At 68.8% G+C, this 15,556-nt stretch carries 16 protein-coding genes; 7 read left to right on the top strand and 9 right to left on the bottom strand.

What is annotated here, in order from left to right:
• Window positions 1-401 precede the first annotated feature (401 nt).
• From FHX42_RS08710 to FHX42_RS08695, 4 genes are all read left to right on the top strand, one after another.
• Window positions 402-1,208 carry a ZIP family metal transporter gene (locus FHX42_RS08710; RefSeq protein ID WP_182543741.1) on the top strand — a complete coding sequence of 269 codons (807 nt, stop codon included), beginning with the start codon at window positions 402-404 and terminating at the stop codon, window positions 1,206-1,208.
• Between the two features lie 267 nt (window positions 1,209-1,475).
• A complete protein-coding gene (locus tag FHX42_RS08705) occupies window positions 1,476-4,292 on the top strand; it encodes an aconitate hydratase (protein ID WP_328795988.1) in 2,817 nt (938 codons plus the stop codon).
• Between the two features lie 199 nt (window positions 4,293-4,491).
• Window positions 4,492-4,713 carry a zinc finger protein gene (locus FHX42_RS08700; RefSeq protein WP_182543739.1) on the top strand — a complete coding sequence of 74 codons (222 nt, stop codon included), beginning with the start codon at window positions 4,492-4,494 and terminating at the stop codon, window positions 4,711-4,713.
• Window positions 4,710-4,952 (top strand): hypothetical protein, encoded by a 243-nt coding sequence (locus tag FHX42_RS08695; RefSeq protein WP_182543738.1) that lies wholly within the window; start codon window positions 4,710-4,712, stop codon window positions 4,950-4,952. The genes FHX42_RS08700 and FHX42_RS08695 overlap by 4 nt, the downstream gene beginning before the upstream one ends.
• On the opposite strand, the gene FHX42_RS08690 is transcribed toward FHX42_RS08695, so the two are convergent.
• Complete coding sequence (locus FHX42_RS08690; RefSeq protein ID WP_182543737.1) at window positions 4,947-5,627, bottom strand: haloacid dehalogenase type II; 681 nt, start codon at window positions 5,625-5,627, stop codon at window positions 4,947-4,949. The genes FHX42_RS08695 and FHX42_RS08690 overlap by 6 nt on opposite strands.
• Before the next feature lie 27 nt (window positions 5,628-5,654).
• Window positions 5,655-5,777 (bottom strand): hypothetical protein, encoded by a 123-nt coding sequence (locus FHX42_RS27030; protein ID WP_268898359.1) that lies wholly within the window; start codon window positions 5,775-5,777, stop codon window positions 5,655-5,657.
• 164 nt (window positions 5,778-5,941) lie between these two features.
• Between FHX42_RS27030 and FHX42_RS08685 the strand changes: the two genes are divergently transcribed.
• On the top strand, window positions 5,942-7,126 hold the full coding sequence (locus FHX42_RS08685; protein ID WP_182543736.1) for an erythromycin esterase family protein: 1,185 nt from the start codon (window positions 5,942-5,944) through the stop codon (window positions 7,124-7,126).
• On the opposite strand, the gene FHX42_RS08680 is transcribed toward FHX42_RS08685, so the two are convergent.
• Window positions 7,127-7,888, bottom strand: coding sequence for an MOSC domain-containing protein (locus FHX42_RS08680; protein ID WP_182543735.1), 762 nt, complete (start codon window positions 7,886-7,888; stop codon window positions 7,127-7,129).
• 137 nt (window positions 7,889-8,025) lie between these two features.
• Entirely contained in the window at window positions 8,026-8,766 is a 741-nt protein-coding gene (locus tag FHX42_RS08675; RefSeq protein ID WP_182543734.1) for a polyamine aminopropyltransferase, read from the bottom strand.
• 207 nt (window positions 8,767-8,973) lie between these two features.
• Between FHX42_RS08675 and FHX42_RS08670 the strand changes: the two genes are divergently transcribed.
• Window positions 8,974-9,795, top strand: coding sequence for an SDR family NAD(P)-dependent oxidoreductase (locus FHX42_RS08670; protein WP_182543733.1), 822 nt, complete (start codon window positions 8,974-8,976; stop codon window positions 9,793-9,795).
• Between the two features lie 69 nt (window positions 9,796-9,864).
• On the opposite strand, the gene FHX42_RS08665 is transcribed toward FHX42_RS08670, so the two are convergent.
• The 5 genes from FHX42_RS08665 to egtA form a co-directional block, all read right to left on the bottom strand.
• Window positions 9,865-10,320: a nitroreductase/quinone reductase family protein gene (locus FHX42_RS08665; protein ID WP_182543732.1), complete on the bottom strand. Its 456-nt coding sequence runs from the start codon at window positions 10,318-10,320 to the stop codon at window positions 9,865-9,867.
• A gap of 81 nt (window positions 10,321-10,401) precedes the next feature.
• Window positions 10,402-11,370 carry an L-histidine N(alpha)-methyltransferase gene (gene egtD / locus FHX42_RS08660; protein ID WP_182543731.1) on the bottom strand — a complete coding sequence of 323 codons (969 nt, stop codon included), beginning with the start codon at window positions 11,368-11,370 and terminating at the stop codon, window positions 10,402-10,404.
• Entirely contained in the window at window positions 11,367-12,125 is a 759-nt protein-coding gene (egtC, locus tag FHX42_RS08655; protein WP_182543730.1) for an ergothioneine biosynthesis protein EgtC, read from the bottom strand. Before egtC ends, egtD begins: the two co-directional genes overlap by 4 nt.
• An 11-nt stretch (window positions 12,126-12,136) precedes the next feature.
• The gene (gene egtB, locus FHX42_RS08650) at window positions 12,137-13,501 is read right to left on the bottom strand and encodes an ergothioneine biosynthesis protein EgtB (RefSeq protein WP_182543729.1); all 1,365 of its coding nucleotides are present in this window, start codon (window positions 13,499-13,501) and stop codon (window positions 12,137-12,139) included.
• 12 nt (window positions 13,502-13,513) lie between these two features.
• Entirely contained in the window at window positions 13,514-14,749 is a 1,236-nt protein-coding gene (egtA, locus tag FHX42_RS08645; RefSeq protein ID WP_328795987.1) for an ergothioneine biosynthesis glutamate--cysteine ligase EgtA, read from the bottom strand.
• Between the two features lie 174 nt (window positions 14,750-14,923).
• Here egtA and FHX42_RS08640 point away from each other — a divergent pair, with 174 nt between their 5' ends.
• Window positions 14,924-15,511: a TetR/AcrR family transcriptional regulator gene (locus FHX42_RS08640; RefSeq protein ID WP_182543727.1), complete on the top strand. Its 588-nt coding sequence runs from the start codon at window positions 14,924-14,926 to the stop codon at window positions 15,509-15,511.
• Window positions 15,512-15,556 lie beyond the last annotated feature (45 nt).

Raw genomic sequence — 15,556 nt, 5'->3', positions numbered from 1 at the left:
GAGCCACCCTGTGAAAATTGACTTTGTGAACACAACATAGTTGTATTCACCATGCCTGGTTCTGGTGACGTACACCACTAAACCCTGGCGCACCGGGGACGGCACGATGCCGCCCCCCGACGGCAAAAGCGTCGTCTCCGGCCCCGTACGGCGGCGGCTCCGGTGTTGACCCCGACCCGCACCGGAGCCGCTGCCTTCCAGTGACCAACGGAAACACCCGGATGGACGCGCTCACCGACGAGCCCCCCATTCACACCGGACTCCTCGCGCCCTCCAGCGGAGGCATCGGAATCATCGCTGTGCCTTTATATGACATTGATTTTCATTTTCTATAGGGTTCACGTCGTCGATGTCCGACGCTCGCGGCCACGCCGCGGGAGATATCCACCGGAACGAGGGCCATGACTCTGACGACGAGGGAGCACCACCGAGCGGGCGAGCACGCGTGGGCGCTGGGCACCGCGGGGCTCCTCCTGGGAATGTGCGCAGCCGCGGGAGCGGCGCAGCTGTGGAAGCTGCTGATCATCGCCGTGGCGTCCTGCCTGTCCATGATCGCCGGGGCCGTGCTCGGCCGGCGCGCGATCGCGAACTCCCACGTGCTCACCTGGGCGAACGGCGCGACGGCCGGGGCGATGGTGACCAGCGCTTGCGCCTTCCTGCTGCCGATGGCGATCACCCAGGACCCGAAGCTGGGCGGCTTCGGCACCGCGACCGGTGTACTCGTCGGGTTCGCACTGCACAACGCCGACCGGCTCAGCACCCGCACGACACCGGACGACTGCGTCGTCCGGTTGACCATCCACGCAGTGACCGCGGGGCTCGTGATCGGAGCGGTCTACGCCAGCATGCCGAACGCGGGAGTGCTCCTCGGGCTCTCGATCGTCTCGCACAAGGGCCCTGCCGGTTACGCCGCGGCCCGATCGCTGCGCCGGGCCGGGGAACCTGTCACACCGGTCGTGCTTCCCGCCTGCGGAGTCGGGATCTCGTCCATCGCGGTCGGGCTGCTGGGGTGGTCACCTCCCACGTCGGTGACCGCCGTGGTGTTCGGCGTGGCCGCCGGGCTCTTCCTCCACGTCGCGCTGGACTTCCTGGCACACCTCGAACGAACCCCCGAGCCGAGCGGAGGACGACTGTCGACGCACGCCACCGCCAGCACCCTCACCGGCGGCGCCGTCGTCGTGTTCGCGTGGATGCTCACCGGGGCCTAGGGAGTCCGCGAACCGACGACCACCTCGCGGCAACACGGTGAGCAAGAACTCCGGAGTTTCCCGAGCGGGAACTTCGCAGCGCGGAAAAACCTCGGTCTTGCACGCAGCGTCATGCGTGCCCGATTCTTCATCGACCCGGCCTTGAGGGCGAATATAGGACAAGCGTACTGTTACCTGTATGGCCGGGTCTCCCGCGCGCCCCTGGGTGAGGTACGCGAGACTCGCCGTCGTTCCCGAACTTGCGCCCGTCGCGAGATGGAGTTGACCGTGACTGCACCTGCGAGCAAGGACAGCTTCGGCGCCCGCGGCACGCTGAAGGTCGGTGACGCCTCCTACGAGGTGTTCCGACTGGACGCGGTCGAGGGCGCGCAACGGCTGCCCTACAGCCTCAAGATCCTGCTGGAAAACCTGCTGCGCACCGAGGATGGTGCCAACATCAAGGCCGAGCACGTGCGTGCCCTGGCCGAATGGGACCCCAAAGCCGAACCGTCGACCGAGATCCAGTTCACCCCCGCCCGGGTCATCATGCAGGACTTCACCGGAGTTCCCTGCGTGGTCGATCTCGCCACCATGCGCGAGGCCGTGACCGAGCTCGGCGGCGACGCCTCGTCGGTCAACCCGCTGGCACCGGCCGAGCTGGTCATCGACCACTCCGTGGTCATCGACGTGTTCGGCAAGCCCGACGCCTTCGAGCGCAACGTCGAGTACGAGTACCAGCGCAACAGGGAGCGTTACCAGTTCCTGCGCTGGGGCCAGGGGGCCTTCGACGAGTTCAAGGTCGTGCCGCCCGGCACCGGCATCGTGCACCAGGTCAACCTCGAGCACCTGGCCCGCAGCGTCATGTCCCGCAACGGGCAGGCCTACCCCGACACCTGCGTGGGTACCGACTCGCACACCACGATGGTCAACGGTCTGGGCGTGCTCGGCTGGGGCGTGGGCGGCATCGAGGCCGAGGCGGCGATGCTGGGCCAGCCGGTGTCCATGCTCATCCCGCGCGTGGTGGGCTTCAAGCTCACCGGTGAGATCCCGCCGGGAGCCACCGCGACCGACGTGGTGCTCACGATCACCGAGATGCTGCGCGAGCACGGCGTGGTCGGCAAGTTCGTCGAGTTCTACGGCTCCGGTGTGGGCTCGGTGCCGCTGGCCAACCGCGCCACCATCGGCAACATGAGCCCGGAGTTCGGCTCGACCGCGGCGATCTTCCCGATCGACGAGGAGAGCCTGCGCTACCTCAAGCTCACCGGCCGCCCGCAGGACCAGCTCGACCTCGTGGAGTCCTACGCCAAGGAACAGGGCCTGTGGCACGACCCGAACCACGAGCCGGAGTACTCCGAGTACCTGGAGCTGGACCTGTCCACCGTGGTTCCGTCCATCGCCGGGCCGAAGCGCCCGCAGGACCGCATCGCGGTCTCGGCGGCCAAGCCCTCCTTCCGGGAGTCGCTGACCGACTACGTCCCCACCGAGCACGCCGCCGACGACGCCGTGCTCGACGAGGCCGGCCAGGAGTCCTTCCCCGCCAGTGACGCCCCCTCCGTGACCCACCGCGGTGACGCCGACAGGCCGCAACCGCACCTGTCCGCGGCCAACGGTGCCTCCGGGCGCACGTCCACGCCCGTCAAGGTGAGCACGCAGGACCGCGGGGAGTTCGAGCTGGACCACGGTGCCGTGGTGATCGCCTCGATCACCTCCTGCACCAACACCTCGAACCCCTCGGTGATGCTCGGTGCGGCCCTGCTGGCCCGCAACGCCGTGGACAAGGGTCTGACGAGCAAGCCGTGGGTCAAGACCTCGATGGCTCCCGGGTCCCAGGTGGTCACCGACTACTACGAGAAGGCCGGGCTCTGGCCCTACCTGGAGAAGCTGGGCTACCACCTGGTCGGCTACGGCTGCACCACCTGCATCGGCAACTCCGGGCCGCTGTCGGATGAGATCTCGCAGACCGTGCAGGACAACGATCTGGCGGCGGTGTCGGTGCTGTCCGGCAACCGCAACTTCGAGGGCCGGATCAATCCGGACGTGAAGATGAACTACCTGGCCTCGCCGCCGCTGGTGATCGCCTACGCGCTGGCGGGCACGATGGACTTCGACTTCGAGTCCGACCCGCTGGGCCACGACACCGAGGGCGAGCCGGTCTACCTGCGCGACATCTGGCCGAGCCCGGCCGAGATCCAGAACACGATGGACTCGGCGATCACCCAGGAGATGTTCACCTCCGACTACGCCGACGTGTTCAACGGTGACGAGCGGTGGCGCTCGCTGCCCACGCCGCAGGGCGAGACCTTCGAGTGGGACACGGACTCCACCTACGTGCGCAAGCCCCCTTACTTCGAGGGCATGGGCGCGGAGCCCGCAGCGCTCTCCGACATCTCGGGAGCGCGAGTGCTCGCGTTGCTGGGCGACTCGGTGACCACCGACCACATCTCGCCCGCCGGTGCGATCAAGTCGGACTCGCCGGCGGGACAGTACCTGCGCGAGCACGGCATCGAGCGCAAGGACTTCAACTCCTACGGTTCCCGTCGCGGCAACCACGAGGTGATGATCCGAGGCACGTTCGCCAACATCCGGCTGCGCAACCTGCTGCTCGACGACGTGCAGGGCGGCTACACCCGCGACTTCACGCAGCCGGGCGGTCCGCAGGCGTTCATCTACGACGCCGCGCAGAACTACGCCGCGCAGGGCACCCCGCTGGTCGTGCTGGCAGGCAAGGAGTACGGCTCCGGGTCCTCCCGGGACTGGGCGGCCAAGGGCACCAAGCTGCTGGGCGTCCAGGCGGTCATCGCCGAGTCCTTCGAGCGCATCCACCGCTCGAACCTCATCGGCATGGGCGTGGTCCCGTTGCAGTTCCCGGATGGGGCCAACGCCCACTCGCTGGGGCTGGACGGCACCGAGACCTTCGACATCTCCGGTATCACCCACCTCAACGAGGGAACGATCCCGGAGACGATGCGGGTCACGGCCCACCGCGAGAACGGTTCCACCGTCGAGTTCGACGCTACGGTGCGCATCGACACCCCCGGTGAGGCGGACTACTACCGCAATGGCGGCATCCTGCAGTACGTGCTGCGCAACATGATCGCCTCGTGAACGAGTGGTGACGCGGTTTCGCGCGGAACCGTGAAAGTACGGTTCCGCGCGAAACTCCTCCGTGCACGACGCGTTCAGGCGGGTCGCCCCCTCGGGCAAGCGGGCAATCCGCCCCCTTAGAGTGAATTGCGACACATTCGCCCGGGGGTCGTGCATCATGGCGGCTCGGTGTTCACGTCCCTTGTTCGGAGGTGCGATCATGACGACCGAACTCAAGCACCATTGGCAACCCGCCGAGAAGAAGCGTCACGCCATGGCCGGGCGGCTGCCGGGGGGTAAGCAGTACAGGGGGGGTGAGACCCTGACGACGCTGTGCGAGCGTTCCGTCGAGGCGGCCCCGAGTACCGACATCAACTGGCTCTGGCCCACCTGCGAAGAATGCATGCGGGCCGCGAAACTGCGTGTCGGGGCACCTGTATGAGCAGCACTGTTGCCGTTCGCTTCACGGCGGGCACGATGAGCGAGTCACGGCGCGAGGCGCATCTGGCCGGCCGCCCCGCCCCCGACACGAACCCCGATTTCTGGGAGACCTACTGCGGGATTCACATTCCGGCCGAGATCGCCGAGGTCTCCGACCGACCGGCGGGGATGCCGTGCATGGCGTGCATGATGCGCTTGCCGGCGGCCGGGGGGTTCGCCGTGGACGCACGAGGATCATGACCTCACCGCGGCGGCCAGGCTGTGACACACCTCGACGAGGTCGACACCGGAGAAGTCCGGGGAGCTCACCGTGTCCAGCAGCCGTCGCTCCTTGTGCCCCACCCACGCCGTGAACATCCCCGCCGCTTTCGCGCCGTGCACGTCCCAGCCGTGAGCGGCGACCATGCAGGCTCGTGAGGGACGAGTACCGATCCTGTCGAGCCCGGTCCGGTACACCACGGAAGCGGGCTTGTAGGCCCGGGCATGGTCACTACCGACGACGGCGTCGAAGTACGCGCGCGTCCCGGAGGCTTCCAACGCGGCCTCGGCGGACTCGCTCGGGCTGTTGGTGATCGTGGCGATCCGCAGCCCCGCCTCCCTGGCCACCTCCAGCGCCCTGGTGGTGTCGGGGTAGGCGGGCAGCGTGCGGGCTGCGGCCAGCGCCTCGCGCATCCGCTCCGCCGTGTCGTCGAACCCGGACAGCCGCAAGCGCCGACTGATCGCGGCCCGCAGATACTCCGAAAAGGGGCGATACCACCCGACCAAGGTGTCGACCATCGCCTGCTCGACGGTCTCGTCCAGCAGGGCCAGCGCCGTTTCCTCACCTTCCAACGGCAGTCCGGCGACGATGGCGGAGGGGTCGAGCAGGGTGCCGTTGAGGTCGAACACCACCCAGTCGAAAGGGGCTTCGGCCACGGTGGATCTCCTTTCTCGTTCCACTGGTCATCCGGCCGTCCTCATCGCCGCGAACGGTCGCGCGCCCTGGTCTCGATGCAGCGCGTACCAGGCGTCGGGCGTGGCGGGTTCGTACACGCCCAAGTGCACGGTTTCGGTCTCCACGGTCATCACCCTCGTCGTCGCTGCGGAGCACGGCGGTACCGAGACTCGCACACACCACCGACAGTGGCACTCCTGGAGCGAGCCGTCCCGAGCCACGCCTTCCTCCGCAGCGGTGGGAGATGCTTCAGGATGGAAGAACCGGTACGTGCCGAACATCAGGAGTGCCCAACATGTCGACGAACTCGGTGCGCGACCTCGCGGTCCCGCTGCGTACCCTTGATCCCGCCGATCCCGACGTCGGCGATCTCGCGTCAATTCGTGATCTCGTCGGAGATGCTCGCCTCGTGTGTCTCGGGGAGAGTGAACACGCCGTCTCGGAAATCTCCCGGCTCACCGATCGCGTGACGCGCTTCCTCGTCGACGAGCTCGGGTTCTCGGCGTTCGTCATGGAGTCCGGTTTCGCCGAGGGCCTGGCGGTCGACGACTGGCTGCGGGGCGGACCGGGTGATCCGGAGCAGCTCGCCCGCAGCGGAATCACCTACGGCTTCGGCGCGTGCGAGGAAAAGCACGACCAACTGCGGTGGATGCGTGACCGGAACGCGGAGCACGCCGGCACGGTGAGCTTTTACGGCATGGACGCCCCCGGCTCGTACGCCTCCCCGCTTCCAGCCGTGCGAGCCTGCCTCGCACGCTTGGAGCCCAGGTCGGAGGACCCGGACCTCCTCGCTCTGGCCGATCTCGGCGACATGTTTCGGGCCCCTGCACGCCACCAGACGATGGAACCCGACGAGCGTCGGCGGCTGTCCCGCGGGATCGCCGACCTCGTCGAACGCGCCCGCTCCTCCGAGGACGACATCGCCTATCGGTGCGCGCTCGGTGCCCAGTGCCTCGACGACCACCTCGTCACCGGCCGCAACTCACGCGATGTGCTGATGGCCGACACCGTCCGCTGGATCCTCGACCGCGAGGAACGCGTCGTCGTCAGCGGCCACAACGGTCATGTCCAGCGCGGGAGCACCCCCATCGGGACTCCGTCGCTGGGCGAGCTCCTCGCACCCGCGCTGGGCGAGGACATGGTCGTCATCGGCACGACGCGCACTCGTGGCAGCTTCCCCGAACCGCATTTCGAGGGTTCTCCTCCCCGGCTCTCCTCGATCTCGTCGGAGGAGATTCCACCGCCACCGCCCCGCAGCCTCGACGCGCTGATGGACACCGCCGAGCTGCCGCTGCACTTGGTGGACCTGCGGCGCGTGCCGCCGGAACGACTCACCGAGACCACGGTCGTCTGCGCGCAGAACCTCACGCTGGACATCGACCCGAGACGGGCCTTCGACGCCCTGGTCCACGTCCGGCACCTGACCCCATCTCCCGAGGTCCTGCACACCCTCCGGGACTCCGCCGCCCGCGAGCACTGATCACTCGGAACCGCCGGAGGTCACCTCGACCGGATCGCCGAGAGCGACATCGCCGGGACGGACGACCTCCGCGATCACTCCGAGGCACATGAGGTCACGCCCGCGACGTGCGACGAGTCCGCGCAGCACGTTGCGGTCCCTGGCGCCGCTGACAGGTGAGTGGTTCATGACCACGCACCGCTTGAGCGAGTGGGTCACGCGCACCAGCGCTCCCCCGAGACGCACCCGCCGCCCCACCCAGGTGTCCTCCTCGTAGGGTTCGGTGTCACCGAGCTCGACGAGCATCCGGAAGCGCCCGACGCCGGGCACCTCGGGCGGGAGGACGTCGGCCACCGAGGCGGTCCCCAGCAGCGAGACGGGGCCCTCGTCCCACCCGATCCCACCGCCTTCCGCGAGCACGACGCGCAGCGACCGGCCGACGTGGTGGGACAGCGCGTCGGCGACCGGCCCGTCCAGCACGTGTCCCGAGCGGTCCTTGCCGAAGATCCGGCTCTCCAACCGCCGTCCGGTCGAGTCCAGGGAAGACGTGGCCGTCGTTCCGTCCGGAAGAGTCACCCGCAGCTTCCGCTCCGGCAGGTCGAGATCGGGTACGACCCGGGTCAGCTCCGGGTGGTGGCGCAGCGTGGCGACGGAATCGTCGGCGTGGGCGAGAAACAACCGCCGGTCCTCGGCCACCCCCTGCTCCTCCAGCCGCACGCGCTGTCGGGGCACGGTGGCCAACGCCTTCACCGGTGCCACGGTCAACCCCTCGACTGCCGCCACAGGGCCATTCTGACGCATTCACGGCCCGAGCAGTAACGGACACTGATGTTTTCTTGTCGGGGGTGTCCGGTTGAAGGCGCCTCCCGACATCGTGGTGAACGGACCGTTCGGGCGGTGTGAATGCCCAAACGGTCCGTTCACCCTTTGGGACAGTGGTCCGGACCGGCCAGCTTGGCCACGTAGACGGTGTTCGTCGACTCTCCCCCCGTATACGGGTTGGTGAACGTGATGACGTGTGCCTCCGAGGTCGCGAACACCTCCGTGAGCGCTGCGTTGACGTTCTCGTCGGGCGGGTCGTCCGACCACAGCGCGAACACCCCTCCCGGGTGAAGGTGCCCGGCGAGTCGGCGCAGGCCTTCGGGCTCGTAGAACGCGGCGTGGCTCGGGTGCAGGACGTTCGTCGGCGAGTGGTCGATGTCGAGGAGAACGGCGTGAAAGCGCTGATCCGGTGTCTCGGCGCCGAACCCGGAGCCGTCGCCGACCATCGCGAAGAAATCGCCGTGCACCATGTGACTGCGCCGGTCGGAGACCAGCTCGGAACCGAGCGGCAGCAGGGCGCGCTGATGCCACTCGATGACCGACTCGAGCGACTCCACGACGCGCAGCGAACGCACGCGCTGATCCTCCAACGCGGCCTGGGCGGTGTACCCGAGTCCGAGTCCCCCCACGACGACGTCGAGGTCGGTGCCGGACAGCGCGTCCAGTCCCAGCCGTGCGAGCTCGGCTTCGGCCACCGTGAACAGGCTCGACATGAGGAACTCGTCATCGAGTTTGATCTCGTGGACATCCCGTTCGAGCGACGGGTCGCGTCTGCGCCGGAGGCTGATCACCCCGATCGAGGTTTCGCGCCAGTCGAGCTCTTCGAAACGAGCACCCACTGAATTCTTCCTTCCTGTCCACCGCACCGGTCCCGAGACATCCTCGAATCGGCTGCGCCACCGGCACGAAGTGTAGGTGCACGGGCTGTGCGCGTCCCCGTTGGGACACACGCAGGTGGATCCCGTTCGATCAAGGTCGGAGCGCTGCCGGTTGTCGTCGCCGGACCGGTAAGCTACTTCGAGTAGGTTTCACATAGGAGGTTCGCGGTGCGGAACTTCACGGGGAAGGTTGCGGTGATCACCGGCGCCGGTTCGGGGATCGGACGGGCACTGGCGGTGGGGCTGGCCACCCAGGGAGCACGACTGGCGCTGTCCGACGTCGACGAGGCGGGCGTGGCCGAGACCGCGCGGTCGTGCGACAAGATCGGAGCACGAGCCCGTTCGTACGCACTGGACGTCTCCGATCGGGACGCGGTCCACACCCACGCCGACGAAGTACTCGCGGACTTCGGCGAGGTCAACCTGGTGTTCAACAACGCCGGAGTCGCGGTCACCGGAACCGTGGCGGAAATGAGCTGGCAGGACATCGAGTGGATCGTCGACACCAACTTCTGGGGCGTGGTGCACGGCACGAAGGCCTTCCTCCCGCACCTGATCTCCTCCGGTGACGGGCACCTCGTCAACCTCTCCAGCGTCTTCGGTCTCATCGGAGTACCGACCCAGAGCGCCTACAACGCCACCAAGTTCGCGGTTCGCGGGTTCACCGAGTCACTGCGTCAGGAGATGCGGCTGGCCGGGCGTCCCGTGGGGGTGAGTTGCGTCCACCCGGGCGGGATCAAGACCGCGATCGCGCGGAACTCGCGGGCCTCGTCCGGCCGCTCCACCCGGGAGCTGGCCGGCTCGTTCGACCGAATCGCCCGCACCGCCCCCGAGGAGGCGGCAGGCACCATCCTGCGCGGAGTGCGGCGCGACAGGGCCAGGATCCTCGTCGGAACCGACGCCCACGCCATCGACGCACTCCCCCGCCTGCTCGGGTCGTGGTACCAACACCTGGTCACCAGCGTGAGCAAACGCGGTGGCCTCGGGTAGCGGTCCTCGCGGGTGGCTCACGTCGTTCCGGGCGTGCGGAGGCCCCGGACCGCCGCGGAGACCTGACCGCTATCGCGGAGACAAGGCGAAGACCCGGATCTCGCGGTCGGCGGCTCGTGCCGCGTAGTCGTCGTAGGCCGGCCAGAACCGGGTCAGGACCTCGCGCCACAACCGGTCCCGTTCCGCACCGGTGACCTGTCGCGCACGCACGGGCACGTCGCGCCCGCGCACCCGCACCAGCGCGTCCGGCTCGGCCAGCAGGTTCGACGACCATCCCGGGTGCTGCGACCGCCCCCAGTTGGAGCCGACGACGAGGCACTCCGAGCCGCGCGGCGCGTACAGCAACGGCACCGGGCGCGGTTTCCCGCTCCTGCGCCCTGTCGTGATCAGCAGCAACGAGGGGAGGCCGAACAGCCCGAGCAGGCTGATCCGTCCGCCGGTGCGGCGCTGCACCGCGAGATCCAGGGGGACCGCCCTCCGCCCCACGGCGGCGAACCACGGGGATCCACCCAGCCGCTGAACCATCCTTCGCACGGGATTCACGTCCCCGTGCTGCCGGCGAGCACGACTCGGGCATCGGCAACGGCGGTGCGGCCGCGCACTCCGCTACCTCGCCGAAGCCAGGGAAACGGCGAAGTCCCCCGCCTCGTCGGACCACCACCGGTACAGGTCGAAGCCCCCCACGTCGAGCTCCCGGCGGATCCGGTCCAGCCGGAACTTCGCCGAGATCTCGGTGCGGATCTCCTCGCCCGCGGCGAAATCCACCGTCATGTCCAGCTCCCGCACGAACACGCGCAGCGCGCGCCCGGCCCGCAGTCGCATCTCGATCCACTCCCGGTCGGCGTCCCAGTGGACCCGGTGCTCGAAGTCCTCGACGGGAAAGTCCGCACCCAGCTCGCGGTTGAGCATTCGCAGCACGTTGCGGTTGAACTCGGCGGTCACCCCCTCGGCGTCGTCGTAGGCGCGCACCAGCCGATCCGGGTCCTTGACGAGGTCGGTACCCAGCAGCAGCCAGTCGCCGGGACGCAGCGCGGCACGCACCGAGGCCAGGAACTCGGCCCGCTGGTCGGGCAGCAGATTGCCGATCGTCCCTCCGAGGAAGGCCACCATCCTGTCGTCGGTGGGGGGCATCTTGGCCAGACCGGTGGTGAAGTCACCGACGACTCCCCGCACGGTCAACTCGGGGTAGTCGAGCGCGATCGCCTCCACCGCCGACCGCAGCGCCGACTCGGACACGTCCAGCGGCACGAACCGCTCCAACGTCTCGTTGCGCATGGCATCCAGCAGCAGCCGGGTCTTCTCCGACGAGCCCGAGCCCAGTTCGACGAGCGTGCCGACACCGGTCAGCCCCGCGATCTCGGCGGCGTTGTCCCGCAGGATGCGCTGCTCGGCGCGTTTCTGGTAGTACTCGGACAGCTCCGTGATGTGTTCGAAGAGCTCGCTGCCACGCGTGTCGTACAACCACTTCGACGACAGCCGCTTGGGTGTGTCCCTCAAGCCGTCCCGAACGTCGGCACGCAGCTCACGGGCCGTGTCGGTTTCGGTGGACAGCACGATCAGCTCGGGTTCGCTCATGACTCTCCTACCTCCGGTAACGCGGTGATGCTGACCTCGGTGGTGTCGGCGACGACGAGGTGTCGGTCGGCGACGGGCTCCCACCCCCGCCGCTCCCCGAAGGGTTCGGAAGCCACGGTCACGGCGTCGTCGTCGCGCCGCACCGACAGGGAATGGGTCCAGGTCGTGGCGATGAGCACGGTGCCGTCGGTCAGCAGCAGGTTCATGCGCGACTCGGGAGCGGCCGTGACCACCTCCGCGAGGACCTCGCACACCGCTTTTTCCGGCGGCTGACCGTCTTCGAGACGACGCCGCAGCAGTGCCCACACCACGGCGGAGTCCGTCGGGGCGTCCAGCGTCATCAGGTCGACCGCGTCGAGTTGGGAGGCGACCGCCGCCAGGGAGTCCGGCCAGCCGGACACGCGCCCGTTGTGGCTGAACAACCACGGCCCCGCCGTGAAGGGCGCGCACGCGGTGTGGACGACCGGAGTTCCCACGGTGGCCGAACGCACGGCCCCCAGCACCGCCGTCGCCGACGAGGCCGCGGCCAGGTCGGTGAAACCGGTGTCGGTCCACATCGGAACCGCCGCGCGGTGTCGCAACGGCTCCTCCGCGTCCCGCGGGTACCACCCGACACCGAACCCGTCCACGTTGACCGTTCCCCCACCGCGCATCTCGGACGGCGCCCAAGTCTGTTCGAGCATCGAGTGTCGGGGGGTGAGCAGCAGATCGTCGAGGTTCACGGCCGGGCCGAGATACCCCACATGGCGGCACATCGACCGACACCTCACCTTGTCTCTTCGGGGGCGGGCGTACGGGCGCACCGGAATCCGGCGAAGATCTGACGACGGACCGGGAAGTCCCAGTTGCGGAAGGTGCCGCGGCAGGCGGCGGCGTCGGTGCCGAAGGAGCCGCCGCGCAGCACCTTGTGGTCCGGTCCGAAGAAGACCTCCGAGTACTCCCGGTACGGGAACGCCTCGAACCCCGGGTGGGGCGCGAAGTCCGAGGCCGTCCACTCCCACACGTCGCCGATCAACTGCCGTGCGCCGCAGGGGGCCGCTCCCGCCGGGTAGGCACCGGCCGGTGCCGGCCGCAGGTGCCGTTGACCGAGGTTGGCATCCTCCGGCCGTGGCTCGTGGTCGCCCCACGGGTACCGCAGGCAGCGGCCGGTCCGCGGATCGAACCGGGCGGCCTTCTCCCACTCCCGCTCCGTCGGCAGGCGCTTGCCCGCCCAGTTCGCGTAGGCCTGCGCCTCGTGGAAGGACACGTGCACCACCGGTTCCTCCGCGGGCACCGGCTCGACGTGACCGAACCGGCGCCGCAGCCAGGTGACCCCGTCGGACTCCCAGAACAGCGGGGCGCGCAGTCCGGCCCGCTGCCGGTACTCCCAGCCCTGCCGGCTCCACCACCGGGGCTGGTCGTAACCGCCGTCGGCGATGAAGCGCCGGAACTCGCCGTTGGTGACCGGTGTGGTGTCGAGGGCGAAGGCGTCCACGTGAACGTCGTGAGCGGGGCGCTCGTTGTCCAGCGCCCACGGCTCCGTGGATGTGCCCATGGTGAACGTCCCGGCCGGGACGAGGACCTCCTCCGGCAACGAGTCCGCGTCGGGGGCGTGGGGGGTGGGCTCGGCGTCGAGGACCGGTTCCCCCCGGCGCAACTGGTGGGTGGCCAGCATCGTCTCGGCGTGCTGCTGCTCGTGCTGGATGATCATGCCGAAGGCGAAGGCCTGTTCCACCAGGGGGCGCCCTTCCAGCGACACGTGGTCCAACAGGTCGAGGACCTTGTCGCGGACGGTGCTCACGTAGCCGCGAGCCTCTCGCGGACCGAGCAACGGAAGCGTGGGGCGGTCGCTGCGCGCGTGTTGGAAGGCGTCGTAGAGATCGTCGATGTCGGGGCGCAGCGCCGGGCGGTCACCGACGTCGCGCACCAACCACTGCTCCTCCTGACTGCCGACGTGGGCCAGATCCCACACCAGCGGAGACATCAGCGGGGAGTGCTGACGGACCAGGTCGTCGTCATCGACGGCGCTGGTCAGGGTGGTGCTGCGCCGGCGGGTGCGTTGTAGCTCGGCGGCAACGCGGGTCCGCAGCTCCGAGCCGGTCAACTCGGTCGTCGGGCGTTGTGTCGGCGAGTGCGTCGTCCGCTGTGTCATGGGACCTCCGATTCACCGGATATGGGATTCGGCACGGCTCAGGCGGTGTTCGACGAAGGCGGCCAAGCGCTCGGCCAGCCCCGGCGGGGAGTCGGGGTGTTCCAGACATCGGCAGGCCAGGTCGAAGACCGTCTTCGCGGCACGGGCGAGCTGGGGGTCGAACAGGCCGTGGCGGGCCGCGTGCACCCAGCGGCCCGCGGCGGGAGAGGCCAGTTCCAGTACGGCGTCGACGGTCGTCTCCGAGCGGAACAGGGCGATCAGCGCCGCCGCGGGCAGCATCCAGTCCTGCCCCGGCTGGGCGTCGAGATAGCGCACCTCCAGGTAACCGCGTGGGCGCACCGGCGGAAAGACCGTGCTCATGTGGTAGTCGAGGTCGTCGTCGGTCGGCGGCCTCGGCAGTCCGCCGCTGATCCACTCCGCGAAGCTGAACCCGCTGGGCACGGTCCAGTCCTCGCCCTCGGAGCGCAGACACACCAGGCCCGTGTCGAGAATCCTCTTGGCCCAGCTCGCCGCCGGGTCGACGGTGATCGGCCCCGGACGGGTACGTGGTGGATCGGTACGCAGCACCGAACGGCTCCGGGACGAAGCCCACCCGGTGTCCGCGCCGAACAGGGTGGGCGAGTTGGCGAAAGTCGCCATCATCACCGGCCCCAGCGCGTGCAGTGCCGCCCAGCGGGACGCCACGCGATGGGGCTCCCCCGCGTCCAGGCACACCTGGATGCCGGCGGTACTGCACATCATCAACCGTCCGTCGATGCCGATCCGGTCGAACGCGGACTCCATCGCGGCATAGCGCGAGGTCCGCAGCACTCGGCGGGGACGGCGCCAGGGGTCGATGCCCTGCTCGCCGAGGACGAAACCGGCGGCGGTGAACAGTCGCCCGACGTAGGCGGCGTCGGCGGCGACGGCGGCGAACAGCGTCCGCAACGATTCGGCGGGACTGCTGGAGACCTCGACCTGACCACCGGGTTCGACGGTCAACGTCGATCCGCAGGGCAGCGGATCGTGGGGGCTGTAGGCGGCCAGGGAGCGCGGAGCGTGCGATCCGAGAGCTTCGATCAGCGCCTCGGGGTCGAGCGGACGACGGAGGTCATCGGCATGGTGGACGGTCCATTCGAGTTCGACGCCGAGCAGTCGCGGCGGGCCGTGCTTGAAACACACCGACGCGACGTAGGCCTCGGCATCGGCTCGTGTCCTTACGTGGGAAGCGGGAAACTCGTGGGCGCTGGAATCGATCGACACGGTCACGTGGATCACCACCTGAAGTGAACTGATTACCGACGCTACCGGCAGCAGCACGGCCCCGCACCCTCTTGCAGGCGTCATCGTGCTGTGCTAATTACGGTTCCATTGTCGACAATCCACTTACAATACGTACGTACGGATTGCAAAACGGTTCGACAAACTGGGACCATGCGACGCATGCCCCGTGTCAGTTCCGACCACCTGCAAGCTCGCCGGCGCCAGATCCTGGACGGTTCGCGAGCCTGCTTCGCCCGGCACGGTTACGAGGGCGCGACGGTACGCAGGCTGGAAGAGGCCACGGGGCTCTCACGAGGCGCGATCTTCCACCACTTCAAGGACAAGGAATCGCTGTTCCTCGCCCTGGCCGAGGACGATGCCGGGCGCATGGCCGACGTCGTCGCCGAGCAGGGACTGGTGCAGGTGATGCGCAACCTGCTCGAGGAACCGGGAACCTCGGAGGCACCCGGCGCCGACTGGCTGGGCACGCGCCTGGAGGTCTCCCGCAGGCTGCGCACGGACACGGACTTTCGCCAACGGTGGGCACAACGTTCCGAACAGCTCACCACCGCCACCCGCGAACGGCTGAAATGGCAGCGCGGTGCGGGTAACCTGCGCGAGGACGTCGACGTCGACGTCCTCACCTCCTACCTGGAACTCTTCCTGGAGGGACTGGTCTCGCACCTGGCCATGGGGTTGCCCGCCGATGATCTCGACCCGGTCCTCGATCTCGTCGAGGAGAGCGTTCGCCGCCACCGGGGCCGGTGAGCCTTCCAGGCACGGAACTCCCCGCCAGCTCCGCGAGCCATCGGT

This window comes from Halosaccharopolyspora lacisalsi (assembly GCF_014137975.1).
Classification (GTDB): domain Bacteria; phylum Actinomycetota; class Actinomycetes; order Mycobacteriales; family Pseudonocardiaceae; genus Halosaccharopolyspora; species Halosaccharopolyspora lacisalsi.
The sequence above is the reverse complement of the archived record's forward strand: the minus strand, read 5'-3'. Positions and strand labels throughout refer to the sequence as shown.